Annotated in this window: 24 protein-coding genes; 11 read left to right on the top strand and 13 right to left on the bottom strand. The window is 69.1% G+C overall.

Translation table 11 applies throughout. From position 1 onward, the window contains the following. Positions 1 to 42: 42 nt before the first annotated feature. On the top strand, positions 43 to 786 hold the full coding sequence (locus WS95_RS31010) for an SDR family NAD(P)-dependent oxidoreductase (protein ID WP_059784497.1): 744 nt from the start codon (positions 43 to 45) through the stop codon (positions 784 to 786). Positions 787 to 798: 12 nt separating this feature from the next. Here the strand turns inward: WS95_RS31010 and WS95_RS31015 are convergent, their stop codons facing one another. Beyond that, a complete protein-coding gene (locus WS95_RS31015) occupies positions 799 to 1,431 on the bottom strand; it encodes a response regulator transcription factor (protein WP_059827930.1) in 633 nt (210 codons plus the stop codon). 341 nt (positions 1,432 to 1,772) lie between these two features. Here WS95_RS31015 and hpaC point away from each other — a divergent pair, with 341 nt between their 5' ends. Then, a complete protein-coding gene (gene hpaC, locus WS95_RS31020; protein ID WP_059784499.1) occupies positions 1,773 to 2,318 on the top strand; it encodes a 4-hydroxyphenylacetate 3-monooxygenase, reductase component in 546 nt (181 codons plus the stop codon). 39 nt (positions 2,319 to 2,357) lie between these two features. Here hpaC and WS95_RS31025 read toward each other — a convergent pair whose 3' ends face one another. Both WS95_RS31025 and WS95_RS31030 read right to left on the bottom strand, forming a co-directional pair. After that, complete coding sequence (locus tag WS95_RS31025; RefSeq protein WP_059827932.1) at positions 2,358 to 3,608, bottom strand: YbfB/YjiJ family MFS transporter; 1,251 nt, start codon at positions 3,606 to 3,608, stop codon at positions 2,358 to 2,360. A 122-nt stretch (positions 3,609 to 3,730) separates the two neighbouring features. Then, on the bottom strand, positions 3,731 to 4,276 hold the full coding sequence (locus tag WS95_RS31030) for an RBBP9/YdeN family alpha/beta hydrolase (RefSeq protein ID WP_059784504.1): 546 nt from the start codon (positions 4,274 to 4,276) through the stop codon (positions 3,731 to 3,733). A gap of 115 nt (positions 4,277 to 4,391) precedes the next feature. Between WS95_RS31030 and WS95_RS31035 the strand changes: the two genes are divergently transcribed. From WS95_RS31035 to WS95_RS31045, 3 genes are all read left to right on the top strand, one after another. Beyond that, positions 4,392 to 4,847 (top strand): Lrp/AsnC family transcriptional regulator, encoded by a 456-nt coding sequence (locus WS95_RS31035; RefSeq protein ID WP_034205446.1) that lies wholly within the window; start codon positions 4,392 to 4,394, stop codon positions 4,845 to 4,847. A gap of 398 nt (positions 4,848 to 5,245) precedes the next feature. Beyond that, the gene (locus WS95_RS35965; protein ID WP_006752127.1) at positions 5,246 to 5,368 is read left to right on the top strand and encodes a hypothetical protein; all 123 of its coding nucleotides are present in this window, start codon (positions 5,246 to 5,248) and stop codon (positions 5,366 to 5,368) included. Positions 5,369 to 5,426: 58 nt separating this feature from the next. Next, a complete protein-coding gene (locus tag WS95_RS31045) occupies positions 5,427 to 6,380 on the top strand; it encodes a hypothetical protein (RefSeq protein WP_059827934.1) in 954 nt (317 codons plus the stop codon). Between the two features lie 16 nt (positions 6,381 to 6,396). Here the strand turns inward: WS95_RS31045 and WS95_RS31050 are convergent, their stop codons facing one another. Further along, on the bottom strand, positions 6,397 to 6,906 hold the full coding sequence (locus tag WS95_RS31050; RefSeq protein WP_059827937.1) for a GNAT family N-acetyltransferase: 510 nt from the start codon (positions 6,904 to 6,906) through the stop codon (positions 6,397 to 6,399). Positions 6,907 to 7,309: 403 nt separating this feature from the next. On the opposite strand from WS95_RS31050, the gene WS95_RS31055 reads away from it, so the two are divergent. Then, positions 7,310 to 7,642: a type II toxin-antitoxin system RelE/ParE family toxin gene (locus WS95_RS31055; protein ID WP_059784513.1), complete on the top strand. Its 333-nt coding sequence runs from the start codon at positions 7,310 to 7,312 to the stop codon at positions 7,640 to 7,642. Further along, positions 7,639 to 7,968, top strand: coding sequence for a helix-turn-helix domain-containing transcriptional regulator (locus WS95_RS31060; RefSeq protein WP_034205450.1), 330 nt, complete (start codon positions 7,639 to 7,641; stop codon positions 7,966 to 7,968). The genes WS95_RS31055 and WS95_RS31060 overlap by 4 nt, the downstream gene beginning before the upstream one ends. 25 nt (positions 7,969 to 7,993) lie before the next feature. Here WS95_RS31060 and WS95_RS31065 read toward each other — a convergent pair whose 3' ends face one another. Further along, entirely contained in the window at positions 7,994 to 10,012 is a 2,019-nt protein-coding gene (locus WS95_RS31065; protein WP_059827939.1) for a VTT domain-containing protein, read from the bottom strand. A gap of 108 nt (positions 10,013 to 10,120) precedes the next feature. Further along, complete coding sequence (locus WS95_RS31070; RefSeq protein WP_059827941.1) at positions 10,121 to 10,573, bottom strand: hypothetical protein; 453 nt, start codon at positions 10,571 to 10,573, stop codon at positions 10,121 to 10,123. 326 nt (positions 10,574 to 10,899) lie between these two features. Here WS95_RS31070 and WS95_RS31075 point away from each other — a divergent pair, with 326 nt between their 5' ends. Both WS95_RS31075 and WS95_RS31080 read left to right on the top strand, forming a co-directional pair. Then, on the top strand, positions 10,900 to 11,547 hold the full coding sequence (locus WS95_RS31075; protein ID WP_059827942.1) for a response regulator: 648 nt from the start codon (positions 10,900 to 10,902) through the stop codon (positions 11,545 to 11,547). Next, positions 11,544 to 13,331, top strand: coding sequence for a sensor histidine kinase (locus WS95_RS31080; protein ID WP_059827944.1), 1,788 nt, complete (start codon positions 11,544 to 11,546; stop codon positions 13,329 to 13,331). Before WS95_RS31075 ends, WS95_RS31080 begins: the two co-directional genes overlap by 4 nt. Positions 13,332 to 13,365: 34 nt before the next feature. On the opposite strand, the gene WS95_RS35225 is transcribed toward WS95_RS31080, so the two are convergent. From WS95_RS35225 to WS95_RS31095, 3 genes are all read right to left on the bottom strand, one after another. Continuing rightward, entirely contained in the window at positions 13,366 to 13,557 is a 192-nt protein-coding gene (locus tag WS95_RS35225) for a hypothetical protein (protein WP_257139980.1), read from the bottom strand. A gap of 127 nt (positions 13,558 to 13,684) precedes the next feature. After that, positions 13,685 to 14,995, bottom strand: coding sequence for an MFS transporter (locus tag WS95_RS31090; protein ID WP_059827948.1), 1,311 nt, complete (start codon positions 14,993 to 14,995; stop codon positions 13,685 to 13,687). Positions 14,996 to 15,118: 123 nt separating this feature from the next. After that, positions 15,119 to 16,135 carry an ABC transporter substrate-binding protein gene (locus WS95_RS31095; RefSeq protein WP_059827950.1) on the bottom strand — a complete coding sequence of 339 codons (1,017 nt, stop codon included), beginning with the start codon at positions 16,133 to 16,135 and terminating at the stop codon, positions 15,119 to 15,121. Positions 16,136 to 16,371: 236 nt separating this feature from the next. Between WS95_RS31095 and WS95_RS31100 the strand changes: the two genes are divergently transcribed. Beyond that, positions 16,372 to 17,037: a response regulator transcription factor gene (locus tag WS95_RS31100; RefSeq protein WP_034205457.1), complete on the top strand. Its 666-nt coding sequence runs from the start codon at positions 16,372 to 16,374 to the stop codon at positions 17,035 to 17,037. Beyond that, complete coding sequence (locus tag WS95_RS31105) at positions 17,024 to 18,445, top strand: sensor histidine kinase (protein ID WP_059827952.1); 1,422 nt, start codon at positions 17,024 to 17,026, stop codon at positions 18,443 to 18,445. Before WS95_RS31100 ends, WS95_RS31105 begins: the two co-directional genes overlap by 14 nt. Before the next feature lie 12 nt (positions 18,446 to 18,457). On the opposite strand, the gene WS95_RS31110 is transcribed toward WS95_RS31105, so the two are convergent. Genes WS95_RS31110 through WS95_RS31125 form a run of 4 tightly spaced genes read right to left on the bottom strand, consistent with a single transcriptional unit; the run spans position 18,458 to position 23,132 of the window. Beyond that, the gene (locus WS95_RS31110; RefSeq protein WP_059827954.1) at positions 18,458 to 19,222 is read right to left on the bottom strand and encodes an ABC transporter ATP-binding protein; all 765 of its coding nucleotides are present in this window, start codon (positions 19,220 to 19,222) and stop codon (positions 18,458 to 18,460) included. Then, positions 19,219 to 20,076: an ABC transporter ATP-binding protein gene (locus WS95_RS31115; RefSeq protein ID WP_059827955.1), complete on the bottom strand. Its 858-nt coding sequence runs from the start codon at positions 20,074 to 20,076 to the stop codon at positions 19,219 to 19,221. The genes WS95_RS31110 and WS95_RS31115 overlap by 4 nt, the downstream gene beginning before the upstream one ends. Positions 20,077 to 20,087: 11 nt before the next feature. Beyond that, a complete protein-coding gene (locus WS95_RS31120) occupies positions 20,088 to 21,899 on the bottom strand; it encodes an ABC transporter permease (RefSeq protein WP_034205461.1) in 1,812 nt (603 codons plus the stop codon). 39 nt (positions 21,900 to 21,938) lie between these two features. Next, the gene (locus WS95_RS31125; RefSeq protein WP_059827957.1) at positions 21,939 to 23,132 is read right to left on the bottom strand and encodes an ABC transporter substrate-binding protein; all 1,194 of its coding nucleotides are present in this window, start codon (positions 23,130 to 23,132) and stop codon (positions 21,939 to 21,941) included. Positions 23,133 to 23,422: the final 290 nt, after the last annotated feature.

Genomic DNA, 23,422 nt, shown 5'->3' on the forward strand with positions numbered 1-23,422 from the left:
CGCTTTCGCCGGCGCGCGCCCTCGAACCACGGGACCCACACCATGTCACACCGAGTCGTCCTCGTCACCGGCGCCGCGCGCGGGCTCGGCGCCGTCATCGCCGAACGCTTCCATGCGGCCGGCTATCGCGTCGCGCTGGCCGACATCGCCGCCGACGCCATTCACGCGCATGCGCGCGAACTCGATCCGAGCGGCGAACGCGCGATCGCGTGGCCGCTCGACGTCACGTCGAAACGCGATTTCGAAGCGGCGCGCGATGCGCTCGTCGCGCGCTGGGGCATGGTCGACGTGCTCGTCAACAACGCGGGCGCATCGAAGGTCGTGCCGGCGATGGAAATCACGGCCGAGCAGTTCGACCAGGTGATCGACGTGAACCTGCGCAGCGTGCTGTTCGGCTGCCAGGTGTTCGGCCAGTACTTCGCGCAGCGCGGCGCGGGCCGCATCGTCAACATCGCGTCGCTCGCCGGGCAGAACGGCGGCTCGGCGACGGGTGCGCACTATGCGGCCGCGAAAGGCGGCACGCTGACGCTGACCAAGGTGTTCGCACGCGATCTCGCCGCGCACGGCGTCACCGTCAACGCGATCTCGCCGGGGCCGCTCGATCTGCCGATCGTGTACGAAAGCGTCGCGCCCGACAAACTGCGCCAGGTGCTCGCGAGCCTACCGGGCGGCAAGCTCGGGTCGGCCGGTTTCGTCGCGGATGCCGCCGTGCTGCTCGCGTCGGGCGACGCGCATTTCGCGAACGGCGCATGCTGGGACATCAACGGCGGGCTGTACATGCGCTGAACGCGCCGAACCTCATCGCGACGATTCCGCGTCGTCGCCCCACACGACCATCACGTCGCGCACCAGCGCGGCGATCGACGTCGCGCCGAGCTTCTCCTTGATGCTCGCGCGATGCACGTCGACGGTCTTCACGCTGATCGACAGATCCGAGGCGATCTGCTTGCTGCCCTTGCCGTCCACGACGCCGCGCAGCACTTCCTTCTCGCGCGCGGTCAACGCATCGAGCCGCTGGCGCAGCGCGCGGTGGCGCTGGCCCACCGCGTGCCGCTGCTGCGCGAGCCGCAGCGCACGCTGCACGCGCTCGAGCATCTGCTGCGAGTTGTACGGCTTCTCGACGAAATCGATCGCCCCGTTCTGCAGCGCGCGCACCGACATCGGAATGTCGCCGTGCCCGCTGACGAAGATCACCGGCAGCGTCGCGCCGCGCGCATTCAGTTCGGCCTGCACGTCGAAGCCGCTTTTCTCGGGCATGCGCACGTCGAGCACGAGGCAGGCCGGCAGGCTCACGTCGAAGCGCGCGAGAAAGTCGGCGGCGTTCGCGAAGCCCTCGGACGCGATGCCGACCGATTCGAGCAACCACGCGAGCGACGTCCGCATGCCGCCGTCGTCGTCGACGATGTATACGATCGGTGCGGGTGACGTCATCGCGGGGGTCTCGCTGAATATCGGTATCGCACGCGCCGCACGGAAGGCCGTTGGCCGGCGTGTCGTTCGCGTGGGGAATGTGCGGCACATCATAACGAGCCGAAAACCCGCTGAAAACCCCTGCACGTGCCGCACGAACGCGCCATCGCGGTTTTTTTAGCGCGCGGCGACGCGCAGCTAGGTAGAACCTTTAGATGCGTTGGCAGGAACGCCATCCCGATCGTCAATCGTGCGAATGGTCGACCGCATTTTCGCGACGTACGCTTGGGTCATCGTCGGCGATCCGTCGCTGCGCTCGCCGCGCTGCGCCGCTCGCCGCTTTCGTCCACTCAGGAGCGCCCATGTCTTCCACGACCGATATCCCGCGCCCGGCGCGCGTCGAACCGACCGACGCGCAGAAGGCCTTCCGCCAGGCGATGGCCCACCTCGGCGCGGCCGTCAACGTGATCACCACCGCGGGGCCGCACGGCCGCTGCGGGATCACCGCGAGCGCCGTGTGCTCCGTCACCGATGCGCCGCCGACGCTGCTCGTGTGCCTGAACCGGTCGAGTGCGATGCATGCGACCTTCGAGCGCAACCGTCAGGTCTGCATCAACGTGCTGCCGGCCGAGCACGAGCTGCTCGCGCGACACTTCGCGGGGCTCACCGACCTGCCGATGGAACAGCGCTTCGAGCTACCCGTGTGGGATCGCGGCGAACGGGACGTGCCGGTGCTGCGCGATGCGCTCGCGAGCCTGCAGGGCACGATCGCGGAGATGAAGGAAGTCGGCTCGCATTCGGTGATGTTCATCGAGGCGACGTCGATCCGCGTGCGCGACGACGGCGACAGCCTCATCTACTTCAGCCGCGCGTTTCATCGCGTATCGCGCACCGCTTGCGTGCGGTAACGATGCCGGCACGCGGCGCGGCATGCGCGTTCGAGCGGACTACGCGGACGCCCGCAGCGCGCGCTGCCCGGCCGCCAGTGCAGCGCCCGCGAACAGCGTCAGCGCGGAATACACGAGCCCGCGCGCGAGCCCCGCACTGTCCGACACCCAGCCGATCGCGACCGGCCCCGCGATCTGCCCGAACGCGAAGACCGTCGTGAATGCGCTGATGCCCTTCGCCCAGCCGTCGGGCGGCAGGTTGTGCCGCACGAAGGCCGTCGTGGAGGCAACCGCCGACAGGAACGTCGCGCCGAACAGCAAGCCCGACGCGAACGCGGCAGCCGGATGCACGAACAGCGCGGGCATCAGCGTCGCGACGCCGAGCAGCGCGTTGAGCACGGCGAGCGCCTGGCCGCCGCGCATCCGGTCGAGCAGCCCCGACCACAGCCGCGCCGACACGACGGTCGCGACGCCGAGCATCACGTAGAACGCGGCGACGACCGTGCCGCTCATCCCCGCACCGCGCAGCAGCGCGACGATGAACGTCATGTAGCCGATATAGCCGACGCCGAACAGGCCGTAGCCGGCCAGCGCGAGTGCGAAGCGGGCGGGGCTCGCGGTCGCTGCCGGTTTCGCGCCGTCGGCCGGTGCGACCGGCGCCGCGTGCACGCGCTCGATGCGACGCGCAGCCGACACGGCCACCGCCGAGAACAGCACGCACGCGACCGCGAGTGCGAACCAAGCCGGCTGCCAGCCGTGTACGCGATGCGCGAGCGTCGCCGGCACGAGCAGCGACGACGCGACGATGCCCCATCCGGTGCCGCCGTAATAGAGGCCGAGCAGCAGCCCTGCGGCGCGCGGCGCGGCGGATGCGAGCCGCGCGGCCAGCACGCCGCCGCTGATGAAGATCGACGCGCTGCCGATACCCGTCGCCAGCCGCTGCGCGAGCAGCGCGTGCATGTCCGACGTGAGCCCGCTCGCGGCCATCAGTACGGCGGTCAGCGCGCAGCCGGCCGCGAGCAGCGTGCCCGCGCGCCAGCGCCGCGACAGCAGCGGAAAGGCAAGCGCACCGATCAGGTAGCCGGCCGCGTTCGCCGTGTTCAGCGCGCCGGCCTGCGCGAACGTCCAGCCGAGATCGGCCTTCATCGGCGGCAGCAGCAGCGCATACGAAAAGCGTGCGAGGCCGAGCGCGATCGCGCTGCCGAGCGACAGACGGATTGCGAGCCGCCACGCGGCCATACGGCCGGGATCGGTTGCGCCGGCGTCCGGCCGCGAGCGGCCGGCACGCTCCGGTTGCGGCACTGCGCGCATCGGGAGTGTCTCCATCGTTGTTCGATTCCGGGGCTTTCGCCGCCGTCGGTCGATCATACTTGAGCCGCCGTGAAACCGGCGCGCGCTGCCGGCAGAAAACCGTCAGCCGACACTGGCACGCACTATCGCCCGAGTCCGGCCACGAACGCCGCGAGCAGCGCGCGCCCTTCGGGCCATCCGCCCAACCCCGACGCCGCGTTCAGATGGCCGCGTGCGCCAAGCAGAAGCGGCGTCGCGCCCCGTTCCGCGACCCATTCCAGCGCGCGCCCCGACGGATCGTACGGATCGTCCGTGCTCGCGATCGCCAGCACCGGCGCGCGTCCGAACCGACCGCTCGGCAGGTTCGCGAACGCGGCGGCGGCAACCGGAAAGCGCGGCCCTGCCGGATCGGGCACGGCCACGAGAAACGCGCCGCGCACCGCGCGCGCCGACACCGCATGCCAATGCGCGAACAACAAGCAGCCCAGCGAATGACCGATCACGAGCGGGGGCGTCGCCGCGCTCGCCACGGCCGCGTCCAGCGCCGCCGTCCAGTCGGCCAGGTCGGGCGCATCCCACGAAGCCGGCGCGATGCGCGCGGCGCCGGGAAACATCGTCTCCCAATGACTCTGCCAATGATCCGGTCCCGAATTGCCGATACCCGGCACGATCACGATCGCCTGATCCATCACGCTCTCCGTCAACGAAAAGCCCGAGTGTGACCACGCGCCGGCCGGCACGGAATGGCAAGTCATCGGTTATTGAGACAAAATGCCGATGAATCAACGGTACCGGAGGACCGTCATGCCGGACGAAGCACTGGATCGCCTGGATCTTGCGATCCTCGAAGCGCTGCAGGAGAACGCGCGAACGCCGCTATCGGAAGTAGGCAGGCGCATCGGGCTGTCGCAGCCCGCGACCTCGGAGCGCGTCAAGCGGCTGGAAGAACGCGGCATCATCGCCGGCTACGGGGCACGAATCGATCCGGCGGCGCTGGGGTTGGGCATGACGGCCATCGTCCGGCTCAAAACGACTCACGAGCACATCAAGCCGGCGCTGCGCACGTTCGCCGAGATGCCGCACGTCATCGAAGTCCATCGCATGACCGGCGACGACTGCTTTCTGCTGAAGGTGCTGGTGCCGACACCGGGCCAACTCGAAACCCTCATCGACGCGATTGCCCGCTTCGGCGCGGTCACGACTTCGCTGGTGCTGCGCTCCGAACCGACCAAGGCGATCGGAAAGGCGTTGCTGGGATGACGTGCGGATCGGCTGCGTGACACATGAATCGGCGGACCGGTTCGAGCGCGAGGCGATCGCGCACGCGTTTTTCTCGAATGACATAAAGCGCAGCAATCCTGGCAATTGAATTCAAATTAAAAATAACCTGATTGATTTCGTCGATCCGGATTTCTTCAAATAAAAAAATGATGCACGATCCGTCGCTCGTTTTATCCGGTTTTTCCAATATATGAACCGCCATTGACCCGTGTTTAGCACGTCATGGCTAAAAACATTGCAGCACATTGCATTCGCAAATTCACCAGACTAATATCGACGCCACTCGTCCGGTATTCACAAAATCCGGAACGAGGAGCGGCAATATTTTTGCCGCGCTTTCATGTTGAATCACTCATGTTCACCACAGGAGAATTGACATGCAGGAAACTCGGCAGATCGAATTGCTTGACTGGATGCAGGAAGACACGCACCCCGAGGCCGTCGACATGATGGTCGAGGACGCCGTGGTGCCGTTCGGCACCGCGCTCTGGCCGGTCTGAGCGGGCCACCCGTTCTCGCGGAAGGGCCGCGGCCCTTCCGCCGCTTCCGGAGATACGCATGCTGAACCTGCACCGCGCGCTCGGCTTTCACCCGGCGCTGCGCGACAAGCTGGCACGCGGCGAATCGGGAAAACTGCTGGTCGGCTACGACACCCGCAATCGCGACGTCGCGTTGCGCGCCTTTTCCGCCCTGCCCGACTCGCTCGCCGCGACCACCCTCTGCCTCGAAAGCACCCCGCCCGCCGACATCGCCGCCGCGCTCGTCGACGCCGACCTGTTCGTGCTGCTGTACGACTCGTCGTGCCTGCCGACGCCGTCGCCGAGCGGGCCGCCGTTCCTCGCCGCGATCCGCCCCGCGATCGTCGAGCACTGGAGCAAGTCGGTTTTGTTCAAGGATTACGGCCCGCATCTCGACGAGGCGTTCGCCGAATCGCTCGACGACATCGCCGCACGCAACGGCCGGCTGATCGAGGCCGCCGCACGCGCGTCGCAGATCCGCTTCGTCGACGAAGCCGGCAACGCGCTGACGGGCTCGCTCGCGCTCGACCAGAAATGGACGAGCGTGGACGGCATGGGCAACCTCGACGTCGTGCCCGGCGAGATCGCGACGCACGTGACCGACCTCAACGGCTCGGTCGTGTTCAGCGGCACGTTTCTCGGCACCGTGCCGTTCGCGATCAAGTACAAGGTGGCCGAGCGGCTCGCGACGCTGCATGTCGAACACAGCACGATCGTCGATTTCGACACCGACGATGCGGGCTTCCGGCGCGATTTCTCGACCTATCTCGACCGGCACGCGAATCACCGGCGGATCGAGGAATTCGGCATCGGCACGAACCTCGGCATACGCGGCCTGTACGGCCGCAACGCGGGGTTCGAGGAACGCCATCCGGGGCTGCATCTGGGGCTTGGCGGCGGCGAAAACGGCAGCCACCATCTCGACCTGATCTTCGCGCGCGGCACGCTCGCATTCGACGAACGGATCGTGTTCGACGGCGCGTTCGCCGTCTGACGCAGCGGCGGATTGCTCAGGCTTCGGCGGCCGCCGCGTCGCCGAGCCACTTGAACATCACGAAGCAGTCGACGAAGCCGAGCCGCGCGTGACGGTATGCGCGCGGCAGCCGGCCGACGATCTCGAATCCCAGCTTCTGCCACAGCGCGACCGCGACCTCGTTCGTCGCGACCACCGAATTGAACTGCATCGCGAGAAAACCACGCTCGCGCGCCGCCTGCTGAGAGTGCTCGCACATCAGGCGCGCGACGCCGCGTCCGCGCGCGGCCTCGCTCACCATGTAGCCGCAGTTGCTCACGTGCTTGCCGGGGCCGGCCGCGTTCGCCTTCAGGTAATACGAGCCGAGCACCACGCCGTCCTCCTCGGCGATCCACGTGCAGAGCGGCGCGTCGAGCCACAGTGCGCGCGCCGCTTCCGGCGTCGGGTCGGGATCGAATGCATAGGTTTCCTGAGCAGCGACGACGGCGCGATAGGTCGGCCAGAAGCGCGCGAAATCGTCGTCGGTCATCAGGCGGATCGTGATCATGCGGGGGCTCTCGTGACGGTGATGTAGACGGGCAAGACGAGCAAACGAGCGATCGTACCGCGATTCGTCGCGGGTCGCCTGCCCGCAGCGCCGCGCTGCGCTGCGCTGAGATATGCGTCCGGCGGCACGCCGTGTCAGCGCGTGGACGCCTGCGAGAAGCTCGACAGATCGCCGAAGCCGAGCCGCTCGGCCACGGCGCGCGCCCCTTCATCGCCCCATCGATACCGGCCGTTTGGCCGAATCGTCACGCGCCATACCGGATGAAAAAATGATCGTCGGCCGGGAAGCGAGCGCCATGCCCTGACACCCCGAGCCATGGCGACGCCGCATGCGCGTCGGCCACCCAGCCATTGCGATGCGAACCGTCTCGCTCCATTTACTTCTTTGTAGTTTATAAGTTACAATGCCCTCCAGGTTCGAACTGCTTCGCTATCAGCGCGACGACGGTCGCGAGCCTTTCACCGAATGGCTGAACGCCGTGCGCGACAAGCTCGCGCAGGCACGAATCCGCGAGCGCCTGCGCCGTGTGCAGGCCGGCAATTTCGGCGACTGCGAGCCGGTCGGCGAAGGCGTGATCGAACTGCGCGTCCATGTCGGCGCCGGCTACCGCGTGTATTTCGGTCGGTACGGCGGCGCCTTGGTGTTGCTGCTGTCCGGCGGCGACAAGGCCGGTCAGTCCGACGACATCAGGCGCGCGAAGGAACACTGGTCGAACTGGAAACGGAGGCAAACATGAACAAGCTCAAAGGCGCGGTATCGCACCACGACGCGGAAGTCGCCGAACTCGGCGCCGATCGCGAGCTCGCGGTCGCCTATCTGCGCGTCGCGATGGAATCGCTCGACGATCCGGAGAACCGCGCGGCTGGCCTGCTCGCGCTGCGCACGGTCGCGGAAGCGTACGGCGGGCTCGGCGCCGTCGCGGCCGAGGCCGGCATCAGCCGCGAATCGCTGTATCGCACGCTGTCCCCGAGCGGCAACCCGACGCTGAAAACCCTGCTCGCGGTGCTCAAGACCGTCGGCCTGCGCCTGTCCGTCGTGCCCGCGCAGCCGTCGCACGCGTAAGAGGCGTACATCGCGCCCTGCCCATTCACGGCGTCACCATCCAGACCAGCAACATCTCGTCCGGCCCGGCCGTCGTCCCCGCCGGCCGATGTGCGATCGTCGGCTCGACCGCCAGCGCGTGCGCAATCGCCGCCGCATCGTCGATCGTCGTCGTGTGCACGAGCGTCATCAGCCGCGTCGGCCGGCGCAGCGTTTCGCGATACAGCGCGCCGTACCACAGCGGCCGCATGCCGAGCGCATCCTGCAACACGTACGGATAACGCCACAACCGCAGCACGAAGCGGCTTTCCGGGTGGGCCGGATCGACGCGGACGAACACGCGCCGCGTGCTTTCTCCATGCGTGTAGCGCGGCAGCACGGGCAGCGTGTCGACGGGCGCCTGCGGCGCCAGCCAGCGCAGCGCGGTGGCCGGCGACCATGGCGTCGCGCGCTGCCAGCCGGCCTGCGCGAGATGACGGACGAGCGTGTCCGACGTCGCGCTCCATTGCAGCGGCAAATATTCCTCGCGATCGCCGCCGATCTCGGTGCGCCGCGTCGGTACGCGTTGCCACCCGCCGCGCAGCCACTGGTCGACGGTCATCGCGACCACATCGCCGACATGCGGACGCGCCGCGCGATCGCGCTGCCATTGCGCGGGCACCGTCCATACGCCGGCCGTCGCGAGCACGACGACGACCGCGACGAGCGCGCCGCGCGGCTGCACGTGCTCGCGCACGCGCCAGTACGCATAGGCGCCGGCGAGCAACGCGAACCACGCGAGCCCGAGGCTCCATCCGCCCAGCAGGCCCGACAGCCAGGTATCGCCGACGTACAGCCGCGCGAAGCCGCCGAGCACGATCCACAGCACGACCGCCGTCACGACCGGAATGCGCCACAGCGCGGGCCGGTCGCGCGTGAGCAGCCAGCCGAGGCCGCTGCTCGCGAGGATCGCGAAGGCGGCGTCGGCATCGGGCAGCGGCACGTGCAGCGCACCGGGCGGCAGGCTCGCGGGCGTCGCGCCGGGCACGCCCGCGCCGAATGCCGGCACGAGCACGACGGCGACGCCGACCGTCGCGAGCCACCATGCGGCCGTCAGCCAGCAGCGATGGATCATCAGCCAGACGAGCAACGCGGCCGCGACGATCAGCCCCGTGTCGTGCCCATGCAGGATGGCGAGCGCACTCATCGCGGCGTCCGCGGGCGGCGTGCGCAGGTTCTGCAGGAACGCATACAGCGCGATGTCCGCATGCATCAGCGGATCGTTCGCGACGACGTCCTGCACGATCCCAGCGAACAGCCACACGCAGCCGATGAACAACAGCGCGAGCACGGGCACCGCGCCCGGCAACCCGCGCAGGTACGCGATGCCGTCGTGCAGCCGCGCGCCGAACCGCGGCCAGCGGCGCGCGCATGCATGCACGGCTTCGGCGAGCGCGCGGCGCAACAATGGCCAGCCGCGCCGCAGCGCGACGCGCACGCCGATCCACACGAGCGCGACCAGCGCGGCCACGACCAGCAGGATCGCGGCGACCCGCACGCTGATCGCCGCGGCGAGCGCGGCCGACGCGCCGAACAGGATGCCCGGTGCGATGTGGACAGGCGCCCACACGAGCGCCGAGATCACGTTGACCGGATAGAACGACCGGCGCGGCAGCGTCGCGCAGCCGACGACGACCGGCACGACCGCACGCACCGGCGCGAGAAAGCGCGCGAGCACGATGCTCTTCGTCCCGTGACGCAGCACGAACTCCTCGCCGCGCGCATAGGCGCTCGCATAGCCGAAGCGCGTCCACGCGTTGCGGATCATCCCGCGGTAACGCCGCCCGAGTTCGTAGCTGATCCCGTCGCCGATCACCGCGCCGACGGCCGCGACGCCGATCGTCGCCCATGCGTCGAGCGCGCCCGCGCCGATCAACGCACCGGCCGCGAACATCACGGCGCCGGCCGGCACGATCGTGCCGATCAGCGCGATCGCCTCGGCGCAGGCGGCCACGAACACGATCGCCAGCACGAGCAGCGGATGCGCGCCGATCGCGCCGATCCACGCGTGGATCGTGTCGCTCATCGCACACTCCCGGACGGGGCGGCCCGGTGCGCGAACGGCGGGCCGGCAGGGGGATCGGATACGTTCATCGCGACATGCGCACGCTCGCGCCGGTGGCGGGGTCAGGGATCAATCGAACTCGTGTTGCCGCGCGTCGGCCTCGAGCGGTGCGTCGCGGTAGCCGACCGTCGCGATCTCGTGCAGATAGCGCGCAAGAAACGCGCCGATCGAGCCGGCGGCCTCGTATTGATGCACGTGCCGGAATTCGTGCGTCAGCAGGCGGCGTGTGTCCTGCCCGCGCAGCACGTACACCGCGTGGCCGAGCGTGAGGCCGATCGTCCCGGGCGACAGCAGCCCCGTGTCGCGGGCGATCGCAGCGAGCGTCGGCGTGTCGGGAAACGGCATGCGGTCGACCGCCACCACGCGGATCCGGTCCGCTTGCACGACGCCCACCGTGCGCGCGTCGTCCGCTTGCGCCGGCGTCAGCGGCGCCCCCAGCGCGAGCCCGCGCACCGCCTCCGCTTCGGCCCACGCGACGGCGGCGGGCAATGCGGACGGCAGGATATCGGCAAGATCGATCATCGCAGGGGCTCCTCGGTTCGCGCAGATGGCATCGGGCACCAGTTTAGTCCCGATTCGGAACGGTTCGCGGGGTGGTTCCGGCGCTGCCGCGCAAGCCCGCGTGGGCTGCAACGACCACCGGGAATACCCTGATTCGCATGGGCTGCGCACGGTATGCTTTCCCGTGAATTATTTCGCCGCGGTGCACAGTCCGCGATCAACCATCCCGAAAATTTCGCGAACGCGTACCGTTTTCGGGTTCGGGGGCATATATTGATCGGAAGAACGGCCGCGGCGACAACCCGAACAGCAATTCGCGGCGTCATCCCGAAGAGGATCGCTGGAAGATGATCAGGGTAATTCTGGCTGACGATCACGCAGTCATGCGGGACGGGCTGCGTCACATCCTGGAGCGGGCCGGCGGTTTCGAGATCGTCGGCGAGGCGAGCGACGGCGCGGGCACGCTCGCGCTGGCCGAGCGCGCCGCCGCCGACGTGCTGCTGCTCGACCTGTCGATGCCCGCACCGACCGGCATCGAGCTGATCCGGCTGGTCAGGCGTCATGCGCCGTCGCTGCGCACGCTGGTGTTGACGATGCACGCGGAAACCCAGTACGCGGCGCGCGCGTTCAAGGCCGGCGCCACCGGCTACCTGACGAAAGACAGTGCGACCGCCGAGCTCGTCGAGGCCGTCGGCAGGGTGGCGGCGGGCGGCGTCTACGTGAGCCCGTCCGCGGCCGAAAGCCTCGCTCACACGCTGCGCGAGCCGGCTCAGGCGCTGCCGCACGAGCGACTGTCCGCGCGCGAGCTCGACGTGATGCACCGTATCGTCGCGGGCCGGACCGTCACGCAGATCGCGTCCGAGCTCGCGCTGAGCGCGAAGACGGTCAGCACGTACAAGATGCGGATTCTCGAGAAGATGGCGCTGCCGCACGAAGCCGCGCTGATCCGCTACGCGGTGCGCCACGATCTCGACTTCGACGCCGACGACGCATGACGGCCACCTTCCGCCTCCCGCCCGCACCGCCGCCGCCGGACGACGACGATCCGGACACGTCGCGCCTGTTCATGTCGTCGCTGCCGCCGGGCCGGCGCGAGCGGCGGCTCGCGCTCGCGACGGTACTCGTCTCGGCCGCGATCTTCGCCGCGCTCGCGCCGTTCGCGGCCCTGCCGCTCGCGCCGGGCGGGGCGTTCATTCCCGTGTACCAGTCGGCGATCGTCGTCAACGACATGGTGACGGCCGGCCTGCTGCTCGGCCAGTACGCGATCCTGCGCGAGAAGCCGCTGCTCGTGCTGGCGGGCGGCTACCTGTTCACGGCGTTCATGGCCGGCACGCACATGCTGACTTTCCCCGGCCTGTTCGCGCCGACCGGCCTGCTCGGCGCCGGCGAACAGACCACCGCCTGGCTGTACCTGTTCTGGCATGGCGGCTTTCCGCTGTCGGTCGCCGCGTACGCGCTGCTGCGCGCGACGTCGCGCGGGCGCCCGGCCCCGGCCCCGCAGCGGCGCGCGGCGATTCCGGTCGTCCTCTGCATCGCGGCCGCGGTCGGCGCGACCGTCGCGCTCGCGCTGCTCGCGACCGCCGGCCACGACCTGCTGCCGCGCATCATGAGCGGCAACCGGATGACCGCGACGATGACGAACGCGATCACGGTCGTCTGGGGGCTGAACCTCGTCGCGCTGATGCTGACGTGGCGGCAGCGGCGCCGCCATTCGGTGCTCGACCTGTGGGTGATGACGGTGCTCGTCGCGTGGCTGTTCGACATCGCGCTGTCGTCGATGCTGAATCACGGCCGCTTCGACCTCGGCTTCTATGCGGGGCGCGCGTACGGTCTCGTCGCGTCCGGCGTCGTGCTGTTCGCGATGCTGTTCGAGAACGGCCGGCTGCATGCGCAAACGGTGCGCGCGCTCGCCGGCGCGCGCTACCAGCATCTGCTCGTCGCGCAGAAAAGCGCGCAGTTGAACGATGCGAACGAACGGCTCGAACAGCGCGTCGCCGCGCGCACCGCGCAACTGAGCGCGTCGAACCGCGACCTGCGACGCGAAGTCGAGGAGCGCGTGCGCGCGGAACGGGCGCTGCAGGCGTCGCGCGAGGAACTGCGCGAGATCGCCGCGATCAGCGCCAGCGCGCGCGAAGCCGAGCAGCGCCGCATCGCGCGCGAACTGCACGACGAACTGGCGCAGACGCTCGCGACGCTGAAGAACGATCTCGAATGGCTGATCGACCACGTGCCGCAGGACGACGCCTCGCTCGCTCGCAAGATCGCGGCGATGCATGCGCTTGCGCGCGGCGCGGTGGCCGCGACGCGCCGCATCGCGTCGGACCTGCGCCCGCTGATGCTCGACGATCTCGGCTTCGCGGCGGCGATGCAATGGCTCGTGGAGGATTTCCGGCACCGTCACGGGATTGCCTGTTCGCTGCACGTCGAGCCGCCCGAACTGCAACTCGACGAGCCGTACGCGACGGCCGTGTTCCGCATCGCGCAGGAAGCGCTCGCGAACGTCGCCCGGCACGCGGCCGCGTCGCACGCGAGCGTCGAACTCGTGTCCGGCAGCGAAGCGATCGTGCTGACGATACGCGACGACGGCGCGGGATTCGATCCCGCGGTGCCGCGCAAGTCGGGTTCGTTCGGGCTGGTGGGGTTGCGCGAGCGTGCGTACCTGGTCGGCGGCACGCTGCGGATCGCGACGACGCTCGGCGAAGGCACGACGGTCGAGGTCGAGATTCCGCTGTCGCCGGCGCCGGTCGGGCATGGCGAGCTCGGGGCTTCGCAGCGGTAGATCAGGGCGGCGAAAGCCCCCGCACGACGGTGACTTAGCCGACCGCCCTCATCGAGCGCGCCGCTTTCAGCATGCGCTCGAGTTCCACGCGGACGTTTACCGCATCGATGTATTCGCCCGTCCGCCGTGCCTCGTCGCACGATGCCAGCCCACGTGCGACGAACTCGCGCGGCGCGGGGCGCGCAACGTCATCGCAAGACATGTTCATCGTCGTCGCTTTCTTCATTTCCTGCTCCATTCGTCGCATGTGCGTCGCGTGGTAGCGCGCTGGAGTACTTGCCGTCGAACCGGCATGCGTCGTCCAGTTTCAAAATTATCGGAAACGGCCGACGCTGCGACAGCGACGCACGCCATCACGCCCGCGCCGCCACCATCCCCCGCTCCGAGCGCGTCCACGCGACCAGCGCGCCGATGCCGAGCAGCGCGAGGCACACGATCGGCACGATCATCGGCCCGAACGCGGTGCCCGTCATCTTGCCCGCGAACGGCATCAGGTTCTGGCTGAAGAAGCCGCCGAGGTTGCCGATCGAGTTGATCGCCGCGACGCTCGCGGCCGCGCGCGCGCCGGTGAAATAGCGCGGCGGCATCGACCAGAAGCACGGATACAGCAGCGGAATGCACGCGCCGCCGAGCACGAGCGCGACGAAGCGCAGCGGCGTCGACGGCAACACGAGGCTCAGCAGGAAGCCGAGCGCGCCCAGCGCCGCGACGATCGCGATCGTACGCAAGATGCTCTTCGCGCGACGCAGCTTCGCCGGCAGCCACAGCAGCAGCACCACCGCGAGCGCCCACGGCAGCATGCTCAGGAACCCGTTGGTCGTGCTCGACACGCCGAACGATTTCACGAGCGTCGGCAGCCAGTACGTGACGCCGTACAGCGACGTCGACATCAGCATGTAGGTCGCCGCGAACAGCATCACGCGCGGATCGAGCAGCGCCTTCCACGGCTGGCCGTGCTCGGCCTGCGCCGGCTTCTCGCGCTCCAGCGCGGCAGCGACGATCTGCTTCTCGCGCTCGTCGAGGAACGGCGCTTCGCGGAACGAGGCGGGCAGCACGCGAAACACGACGATCGCGACGATCACCGCCGGAATGCCCGTCGCGACGAACACCCACTGCCAGCCCGCCAGCCCCCACACGCCGTTCAGGCTCAGCAGCACGCCACCGACCAGCGAGCCGAGCATGTTCGCGAGCGCGCTGCCGAGCGTGAAGATGCCGAGCACCTTCGCGCGGTAGCTCTGCGGAAACCACAGCGTCAGGTAATAGATCACGCCCGGATAGAAGCCGGCCTCGGCGATGCCGAGCAGGAAGCGCAGCGAGCAGAACACGGGCATCGACGTCGTGAAGCCCATCAGCACCGTGATGAGCCCCCACGTCAGCATGATCCGCGCGAGCCACACGCGTGCGCCGTAGCGATGCAGCGCGAGCGTGCTCGGCACCTCGAACAGCAGGTAGCCGATGAAGAACAGCGACGACGCGAGCCCGAACGCGGCTTCCGTCATGCCGAGGCTGTGCACCATCTGCAGTTTCGCGAAACCGACGTTCTGCCGGTCGATGAATGCGATCAGGAACATCACGACGAGGATGGGCATCAGGCGCCGCGCCATCTTCGACATGATGCGCCGTTCTTCGGCGGACGCGGGGTCCAGGGTATCGGTAGCGTTCACTTCAGGCTCCTTGCGTGAATCGGTTGCGTGTCGGTTGCATATCGGTTGAAACGGCGCCGCGCGCGACGAACGTGCCGGCGTCGGGTGGTTCGGTGAATGGATTCGGATCGCGGCGGACGCGGCTCAACCCGACCGGTAGTCGTCGAGCATCGGCGCGAACATCTCGTGCCACGCGCGCGGCTTCGCCTTGATCGTACCGGCCAGATACAGGAATTCGACGTAGTCCATCAACTGGTTCGGCAGCACCGAGAAACGCGTGTCGGGCGCGGCGAGCATCCGCATCACGTCGTCGTGCGACACGCCGACGCCCGACGACGCCGCGTAGAGCGCGGCTGCCGCGCGCGGGTCCTGCGCGATCAGGCGGTTCGCTTCGTCGAGCGCGCCGAGAAACGCGACGGCCAGCGCAGGCTGTGCATCGACGAGCCGCTTCGGCGCGAACACGACGTCGAGCGTCAGCGGGCCGAGCACGTCGACCGAATTCACGACGCGATGGATGCCCGGCTGCCGCAATTCGAGCGTAGAGAATGGCGGCGACGTGAAATGCGCGGTCACGCCGTTCTCGCGACGGATCAGCGCCTGCATCGCCTGTGGATGCGGCAGGTTCACGGTGATCGAATCGAGCTGCGCGAAATGCCTGGCGCCGAGCTGCCGGCTCGCGACCATCTGCAGCACGACCGCCGACAGCGACGTGCGGATGCCCGGCACCGCGATCCGGTCGGACGGCGTGAAGTCGCGCAGCGACACGAGGCCCGGCCGGTTCGCGTTCAGCGACAGCGACGTGGTCGACAGCCCGCTGATGCCGATCACCTCGACGTTCGGAATGCCGCGCGCCCGCGCCCACAGTTCGATGAACCCCGGCGCGCCGGCGCCCGCGAAATCGAGCGTGCCGGCCATCATCGCGTCGTTGACGGAATTGCCGCCGTCGAGCAGCACCCATTCGACCGCGACGTCGCGCATGCCGTGGCGCGCCGCATGCCGCTCGAACAGCCGCTGCTTCTCCATCACGAGCAGCGGCAGGTACAGCACGCCATAGCCTTTCGAGATCCGCACCGTGCGCAGCGTCGCGCGCACCCGAGCCGGCGCGGCGAGCACGCCGAGCCCGGCAGCGATCAGCGCGCGGCGGCGCGGCGACATCGTCATGCGCACACCGCCGTGCGGCGGGCGGCCAGCGGCCACGCGCAGGCCGGCGTGGCGCCGCGGCGCGCGTTCGTCGTGCCCGTGACATGCTGCATGTTGCCGTCTCCTTGAATATTTCTGGTATTAATGCCGTCCTTGACCCTGCTTCCGGCTCGACACAGGTTATCGACCGAGTCTGAGAAAATGCTGACATCCCGGCCCCGGGAAAACCCCTAATCCACCTACCTGCAAACGGCACCATGCGCATTCTCGTCGTGGAGGACGATGCCGAAATCGGCGCGGCGATCCGCAGCCGCCTGGCCCGGCTCGGCCACGCCGTCGATCTCGAAACCGACGGCGCGACCGCGCACGGGCTGCTGCGCGTCGAGCGCTTCGATCTCGTCGTGCTCGATGCGAACCTGCCCGGCATGGATGGCTTCACCGTGCTGCGCAACCTGCGCGCGTCCGGCAGCACGACGCCCGTGCTGCTCGTCACCGCCCGCTCGGCGATCGACGACCGCGTGAGCGGCCTCGGCCTCGGCGCCGACGACTACCTCGTGAAGCCGTTCGACTATCGCGAACTCGACGCGCGCGTGCAGGCGCTCCTGCGCCGCAACAGCGGTCACGCGAACGACGTGCTGACGCTCGGCGGCCTCGTGATCGACCGCAGCAGCCGCCTCGCGGAACTCGACGGCCAGCCGCTGTCGCTGTCGCGCCAGGAATTCGCGCTGCTCGAAATCCTCGCGAGCCGCCCGCAACGCATCTTCTCGAAGGAAGAACTGCTGAATCAGTTGTTCAGCTTCGGCAACGAGCCGACCGCGAACGCGGTCGAGCAATACGTGACGCGCGTGCGCCGGAAGCTGCAGGGCAGCTCCGTCGAGATCCGTACCGCGCGCGGAATGGGGTATCAGATTGCCGCGCATTGACTGGTTCCCGAAGACGCTGTTCGGGCGCACGCTGCTGTTCATCGCGCTCGTCGTCGCGACCGGCGCGCTCGCGCTCGCGGCGATCGCGCGCTACTACGCGGGCGTCGCGGCCGAACGCGCATACGACCAGTTGCTGGCGGGCGCGTCGATCCAGGTCGCGGAAAACCTCTACGTACAAGGCGGCGTGCTCGCGCTGAATCCGCCGGTCGCAGCGCTGTCGACGCTGTCGCGCTACGACCTCGTCTACTACAAGGTCGTCGATTCGCGCGGCGTGGTCGTGGCCGGCTACAACGATCTCGCGAGCGCCGCGACGCTCGCCGCCGCGAAGCAGGGCCCCGCGTTCGCGAATGCCGTCTACCAGGGGCACCCGATCCGCATCGCGACGATCGCCCGCTACATGCCCGAGGAAAGCACGCCGGGCTGGGCGCTCGTGACGGTTGCGCAGACAACCAATGCGCGTCAGCAGCTGACGAACGACATGAGCCTCAAGGTGTGGACGCTGATCCTGCTGATGAGCGTGCTCGCGATCGGCGCGAGCGGCCTCGCGATCCGGCGCGGCCTGCGCCCGCTCGCGCGGATCGGCACGATCATCGCCGCGCGCGACCCGGCCGACCTGCGGCCCGTGGCCGTCGATACGCCGAGCGAGATCGACGCGATCATCGGGTCGATCAACGGGCTGATGCGACGGCTCGCCGAGCGGATCAACGCGATGCAGCGCTTCATCGCCGACGCCGCCCACCAGATGCGCACGCCGCTCGCGCGGCTCGATGCGCAGATCGAGCTGCTCGACGGCGAGGCCGACCCCGCGCGCCGTGCGGCGCGGCTCGATGCGCTGCGCGCGACCTGTGCGGACGTCGGCCGGCTCACCGGCCAGTTGCTCAATCATGCGATGGTGATTCATCGCACCGAGGCCGTGCCGCTGCAACCCGTCGAACTCGTCGCGCTCGCGAAAGAGGTGCTGGGCCGCACGATTCCGCTCGCCGGCGAGCGCGACGTGGCCGTCGCGTTCGCGAGCGACGCGCCGCAGGCATGGATCGACGGCGATGCGATCAGTCTTCAGGAAGCGCTGTCGAACGTGCTGCACAACGCGTTGCTGCACGGCCATGCGGACGACATCGTCGTGTCGGTCGCCACCCGAGGCAACGCGGATCGGGCGGTGACGCTGACCGTCACCGACAACGGGCGCGGGATGCCGCGCGAGCACTGGGACGCGGCCCTGCAACCGTTCGTGCGGATCGCGCCGGACGGCAGCGAGCGCCGCACGGGGTCGGGGCTCGGGCTCGCGATCGTGCAGGAAGTGATGAAGGCGCATGGCGGGCGCGTCGGGTTCGCGTTTCCGGAGGCAGGCGGGTTCGCGGTGGTGCTGACGTTTCCGCGTGCGGCGGCGACGCACGCGAATCACGCGTAAAGTGAAGCCCCCCTACACCGCCACCGCCTCCCCACCGAGATACGCATCGCGCACGCGCTCGTCGTCGAGCAGCGTTTTCGCCGGCCCTTCCAGCACGACGCGGCCCGTCTGCAGCACGTATCCGTAGTGCGCGATCTCCAGCGCGAGGCTCGCGTTCTGCTCGACCATGAACACCGTCACGCCCTGCCGGTTGATCGCGTCGATCAGTTCGAGCACCTTGTCGACGTAGAGCGGCGACAACCCCATCGTCGGCTCGTCCATGCAGATCAGTTTCGGCCGCGCCATCAATGCGCGCGCCATCGCGAGCATCTGCTGCTCGCCACCCGACAGCGTGCCCGCGCGCTGCGCGAGCCGCTCGCGTACGCGCGGAAACAGATCGAGCACGCGTTCGTAGTCGTCGGTCACCGCCGCGCGATCGCCGCGCGTGTAAGCGCCCATCAGCAGATTCTCGCGCACGCTCATGTCGCCGAACAGCCGCCGCGCCTCCGGCACGGCCGCGATCCCGCGCCGCACGCGCTGCGGCGTCGCGAGCGCCGTCACGTCGTCGCCGTCGAAACGCACGACGCCGCGCTTCGGCCGCATCAACCCGAGAATCAGCTTCATCGTCGTCGACTTGCCGCTCGCGTTGCCGCCGAGCAGGCTGACGATCTGCCCGCAGCCGACTTCGACGTTCACGTCGAAATGCACCTGCACGGGCCCGTAGAACGTGTCGAGGTGTTCGAGTTTCAGCAGTGCGTCCGTCATGGTCGTATCGGGTCTCGAAGAAAATACGCTCATGCGGCCGCCTGCACGGCACGACCGGCCGACGGGCCGCCCGCATGACGGCGGCCGAGATAGGCCTCGATCACGCGCGGATCGTGCCGCACGTCGCGCGGCGCGCCTTCGGCGATCTTCACGCCGTTGTCGAGCACCATCACGCGGTCGGACACGCGCATCACGAGTTCGAGCTTGTGCTCGATCAGCAGAATCGTCAGGCCGCGCGCCTTCAGCGACTGGATCAGTTGCAGCATCTCGGCGGTCTCCGTCTCGTTCATCCCGGCCGTCGGCTCGTCGAGCAGCAGCAGGCGCGGATGCAGCGCGAGCGCGCGGCCGATCTCCACGCGCCGCCGGTTCGCATACGACAGGCTGTGTGCCGGATGATCGATGCGCGGCGCGAGCCGTTCGCCGAACCCGGCGACGATCGCGCGCGCCTCTTCGCGCAGTTCGGCCTCCTCGCGCCGCACCGAGGCCGGCCGCACGAGCGCGCGCAGCACTTCGGCAGCCGCGCCGAGCGCGGGCCAGCCCGGCCGCGCCGCACGCAGCCGCGCATGCGCGCCGATCAGCACGTTGTCCAGCACGCTCAGGTTACCGAACACGCGGCCGTGCTGGAACGTGCGCGCGATGCCGAGCGCCGCGAGCCGTTCGGGCACGGTGCCGGTGATGTCCCGGCCGTAGAACGTCACGCGGCCGGCATCGGGCCGGTCGGCGCCCGCGATCAGGTTGAACAGCGTCGACTTGCCCGCGCCGTTCGGGCCGATCACGCTCAGCAGTTCGCCGTCCGCGAGCGTCAGGCTCGCGCCGTCGAGCGCGGTCACGCCGTCGAAGCGGCGTGTCAGGCCCTGCACGTCGAGCAGGGGTCGAGTGGTCGTCATCGCATTCCTCCTCACACCGTGCCGAGCAGGCCCTGCGGCCGGAACCGGACGAGCAGCAGCAGCACGAGGCCGTAGATCAGCATCCGGTAGTCGGCCGCCCAACGGAACAGCTCAGGCAGCCCGATCAGCGCGATCGCGCCGACGATGCCGCCGAGCACGTTGCCGAGCCCGCCGAGGATCACCATCGTCAACGCGAGGATCGACACCTGCGAATCGAAGGTCTGGTGATTGATGTAGCTGTACAGGTGCGCGGCGATCCCGCCGCTCACGCCCGCCGCGACGCCGCCGACCGCGAACGCGATCGCCTTGTAGCGGTTCGGCGCGATGCCGTGCGCACGCGCGGCGACGTCGTCCTCGCGCACCGCGCGCAGCGTGCGGCCCAGATGCGAACGCAGCAGCCGCACCTGCACGAGCGCGAACACGACGAGCACCGCGAGCGTGAACCAGTACGCGGCGCGCGCGGTCGTCGCCCACGGCAGCGGCGCGATGCCGGTGATGCCGAGCGGGCCGCGCGTCAGGCCGTCCCAGTTCAGGATCACGAGGCTCACCACTTCGCCGATGCCGAGCGTCGCGATCGACACGTAATGCCCGCGCAGCCGGAATGCCGGATAGACGAGCAGCGTGCCGAGCACGGCCGTGACCGCGCCCGCGCACGGAATCGTCACGGCCGGCGACCAGCCGAGATCCGACGACAGCAGCGCCGACGCATACGCGCCGATCACGAGCAGCGCGGCGTGGCCGAGCGAGATCTGCCCGACCGTGCCCGCGACGAGCGTGAGGCTCAGCGCGAGCAACCCGTACAGCCACGCGTTGGTCAGCGTCTGCAGCACGTAAGGCGATGCGCCGAGCCACGGCAGCACGGCCGCCGCCGCGATCAGCACGACGAGCACCGGGCGCGGCACGCGCACGGCTTTCGCGGCGGCGAGGAAGGTGCCGGTCATCGGCTCCGGCGGCAGCGCGCGGTTCGCGCTGAACAAGCCGTTCGGCCGCCACACGAGGAACACGATCAGCAGCCCGAACGCGAACAGGTCGCGATAGCTGGTGCCGAACAGCGCGACGCCGTAGCTTTCGACGAGACCGAGCAGCAGGCTGCCGGCGATCGCGCCGGGCACGTTGCCGAGCCCGCCGATCAGCAGCGCGACGACGCCCTTCAGCGTCGCCTGGAAGCCCATCGCCGGATCGATGCTGTTGTAGTACATGCCGACCAGCAGCCCGCTCACGCCGCCGAGCGCGCACGCGATCGCGAACACGGTCTGGTTCACGCGGTCGACGTCGACGCCCATCTGCAGCGCCGCGTCGCGATCCTGCGCGGTCGCGCGCACGGCCCAGCCGAGCCGCGTGAAGCGCAGGAAGCCGTACAGCAGCGCAGCCGCCGCGAGGCCGATGCCCGCGATCAGCAGGTCGAGCGAGCCGAGCGTCGCGCCGGCGATCCGCACGTGCCAGTCGGGCAGCGGCGTCGGCACCGCGCGCGGGTCCGCGCCGAACGCGAGTTGCGCGAGCTGGTCGAGGATGAAGCTGATGCCGATCGTCGCGAGCAGCGGCGCGATGCGCGCGGCATGGCGCAGCGGCCGCAGCCCGATCCGCTCGATCGCGATGCCGAGCGCACCGCAGCCGACCACCACCGCCGCGAGCGCAAGCGGCAGCGGCAGCCCGAAGCGCGTCAGGCACAGCCAGCCGATGAATGCGCCGACCATGTACACCGAGCCGTGCGCGAAGTTGATCAGGTGCGACACGCCGAAGATCAGCGCGAGCCCAACCGCGAGCAGCGCGTAGATGTTGCCGACGATGAGGCCGTTGAGCGTGTAGTCGAGCCAGGAAGCCATCACGATGCGTCCGTCAGGTGCAGGCGGTTCATGTCGGGCTCAGCGCGCCGCGAGCTGCGGCTTCGCGCCGTCCCACAGCGCCCACTGCCCCTGCTTCACGACCAGATACACGGTGCGCGCGCCCGCGACGCGGCGCGTCTGCGGATCGAAGCGCACCTTGCCGAAGATCACGCTCGGCACGTCGCTGACCTTCGCGAAGCCGTCGTGCGCGGCCTGGCGCGTCGTGCCGTAGCGGCGCAGCACTTCCGCCGACAGGATCAGCGCATCGTAGGCGCGCGCCACGAACGAATCGGGATCCGCGTGGAATTTCGCACGATAGCGCTGCACGAACGCCTGCACCTCGGGGCGCGGTTCGGCCGGAAAGAAGTTCGATTCCGTATAGACGCCTTCGACGGCCGTGCCGCCCAGCTCGAGGAACTTCGGCGAATACACGGAGCCCACCGCCGCGATCGGCAGCGCGACGCCCGACGTGCGCGCCTGGCGCACGATCTGCGCGCCGTCCGCGTAGTACGAGATCAGCACGATCGAATCGGGCTGCGACGCGCCGATCCGCACGAGCGTCGAGCGGAAATCCTTCTCCGCCGGCTGGTAGCCTTCGGCCGCGACGACCTGCGCGCCGAGCCCGGTCACGGCCTTCGCAAAGATGTCCTTGCTGGTGCGGCCCCAGTCGGTATTCAGGTATAGCACCGCGATCCGCTTGAAGCCGAGCGCCTTCACCGCGTAGCGTGCGAGCAGCGGCTGCTCCTCGGCCTGGCTCAACGCGGTGCTCCACAGATAATCGCCGCCCTTCGTGAAATCCGGATGCGAATTCGTGAAGCCGAACTGCACCAGCTGGCCGCGCTGGTAGATCGGCGACGCAGCCATCGACGTCGCGCTCGAGAAATCGCCGAGCTCGATCGCGATGCGCGGATCGGCGACGAACTTCTGCGCGATCGCCACCGCCTGGCGCGGGTCGCTGCGGCTGTCCTGGAAGTCGATCGCGAGCGGCCGGCCGTGAATGCCGCCGCTGCCGTTGATCTCGTCGAGCGCGAGATCGAAGCCGCGCTTCCACTGCTCGCCGTACTGCGCGTCCTGGCCCGTGAGCGGCCCGCTCACGCCGATCACCACCGGCTCGCCCGATACGCCGGCCGCGAGCGCGCCGCCCGTCGACAAGCCCCATGCGGCAGCGAGCGCCGCCACCGTGCCCAGCACGCGTCGCCATGCGCCGCGCGCGTCGTTCCCCGAAACGTTCATGCGTCCCCCAGCTTCAGTCGGTCGAAAAGAGTGAGGGCATGTAACCATCCGGTTCAGGACGATCCAACGAAGTTTTGCGCATATCGATATCGCACGCGGCGCGAAGCAGGCGACGCTCGTGAACGGCCGCCCATCCGTCGCACGTCGAGCGACGTGCCAACACTCACCGCATCGCGTTGATTCGATTGACGTTTCGTTCTCGTCACCCCGTGCAACCGGCACGCATGCGCATCCGACCGGCCGCCGCGGCAATCGCGCGCTTCGCAGTTTTCCCGCTGTCGATAGCAAAA

Source organism: Burkholderia sp. MSMB1826, from assembly GCF_001526325.1.
GTDB lineage: Bacteria > Pseudomonadota > Gammaproteobacteria > Burkholderiales > Burkholderiaceae > Burkholderia.

What these genes read in the sequence shown, in the direction of transcription:
- WS95_RS31060 (WP_034205450.1), top strand. Translation starts at nt 7,639, where the DNA reads ATGAACAAGCTCAAAGGCGCGGTATCGCACCACGACGCGGAAGTCGCC.
- WS95_RS31010 (WP_059784497.1), top strand. Translation starts at nt 43, where the DNA reads ATGTCACACCGAGTCGTCCTCGTCACCGGCGCCGCGCGCGGGCTCGGC.
- WS95_RS31055 (WP_059784513.1), top strand. Translation starts at nt 7,310, where the DNA reads ATGCCCTCCAGGTTCGAACTGCTTCGCTATCAGCGCGACGACGGTCGC.
- WS95_RS31075 (WP_059827942.1), top strand. Translation starts at nt 10,900, where the DNA reads ATGATCAGGGTAATTCTGGCTGACGATCACGCAGTCATGCGGGACGGG.
- WS95_RS31050 (WP_059827937.1), bottom strand. Translation starts at nt 6,906, where the DNA reads ATGATCACGATCCGCCTGATGACCGACGACGATTTCGCGCGCTTCTGG.
- WS95_RS35225 (WP_257139980.1), bottom strand. Translation starts at nt 13,557, where the DNA reads ATGAAGAAAGCGACGACGATGAACATGTCTTGCGATGACGTTGCGCGC.
- WS95_RS31100 (WP_034205457.1), top strand. Translation starts at nt 16,372, where the DNA reads ATGCGCATTCTCGTCGTGGAGGACGATGCCGAAATCGGCGCGGCGATC.
- WS95_RS31025 (WP_059827932.1), bottom strand. Translation starts at nt 3,608, where the DNA reads ATGCGCGCAGTGCCGCAACCGGAGCGTGCCGGCCGCTCGCGGCCGGAC.
- hpaC (WP_059784499.1), top strand. Translation starts at nt 1,773, where the DNA reads ATGTCTTCCACGACCGATATCCCGCGCCCGGCGCGCGTCGAACCGACC.
- WS95_RS31065 (WP_059827939.1), bottom strand. Translation starts at nt 10,012, where the DNA reads ATGAGCGACACGATCCACGCGTGGATCGGCGCGATCGGCGCGCATCCG.
- WS95_RS31110 (WP_059827954.1), bottom strand. Translation starts at nt 19,222, where the DNA reads ATGAGCGTATTTTCTTCGAGACCCGATACGACCATGACGGACGCACTG.
- WS95_RS31015 (WP_059827930.1), bottom strand. Translation starts at nt 1,431, where the DNA reads ATGACGTCACCCGCACCGATCGTATACATCGTCGACGACGACGGCGGC.
- WS95_RS31120 (WP_034205461.1), bottom strand. Translation starts at nt 21,899, where the DNA reads ATGGCTTCCTGGCTCGACTACACGCTCAACGGCCTCATCGTCGGCAAC.
- WS95_RS31080 (WP_059827944.1), top strand. Translation starts at nt 11,544, where the DNA reads ATGACGGCCACCTTCCGCCTCCCGCCCGCACCGCCGCCGCCGGACGAC.
- WS95_RS35965 (WP_006752127.1), top strand. Translation starts at nt 5,246, where the DNA reads ATGCAGGAAACTCGGCAGATCGAATTGCTTGACTGGATGCAGGAAGAC.
- WS95_RS31125 (WP_059827957.1), bottom strand. Translation starts at nt 23,132, where the DNA reads ATGAACGTTTCGGGGAACGACGCGCGCGGCGCATGGCGACGCGTGCTG.
- WS95_RS31045 (WP_059827934.1), top strand. Translation starts at nt 5,427, where the DNA reads ATGCTGAACCTGCACCGCGCGCTCGGCTTTCACCCGGCGCTGCGCGAC.
- WS95_RS31035 (WP_034205446.1), top strand. Translation starts at nt 4,392, where the DNA reads ATGCCGGACGAAGCACTGGATCGCCTGGATCTTGCGATCCTCGAAGCG.
- WS95_RS31095 (WP_059827950.1), bottom strand. Translation starts at nt 16,135, where the DNA reads ATGACGATGTCGCCGCGCCGCCGCGCGCTGATCGCTGCCGGGCTCGGC.
- WS95_RS31030 (WP_059784504.1), bottom strand. Translation starts at nt 4,276, where the DNA reads ATGGATCAGGCGATCGTGATCGTGCCGGGTATCGGCAATTCGGGACCG.
- WS95_RS31070 (WP_059827941.1), bottom strand. Translation starts at nt 10,573, where the DNA reads ATGATCGATCTTGCCGATATCCTGCCGTCCGCATTGCCCGCCGCCGTC.
- WS95_RS31115 (WP_059827955.1), bottom strand. Translation starts at nt 20,076, where the DNA reads ATGACGACCACTCGACCCCTGCTCGACGTGCAGGGCCTGACACGCCGC.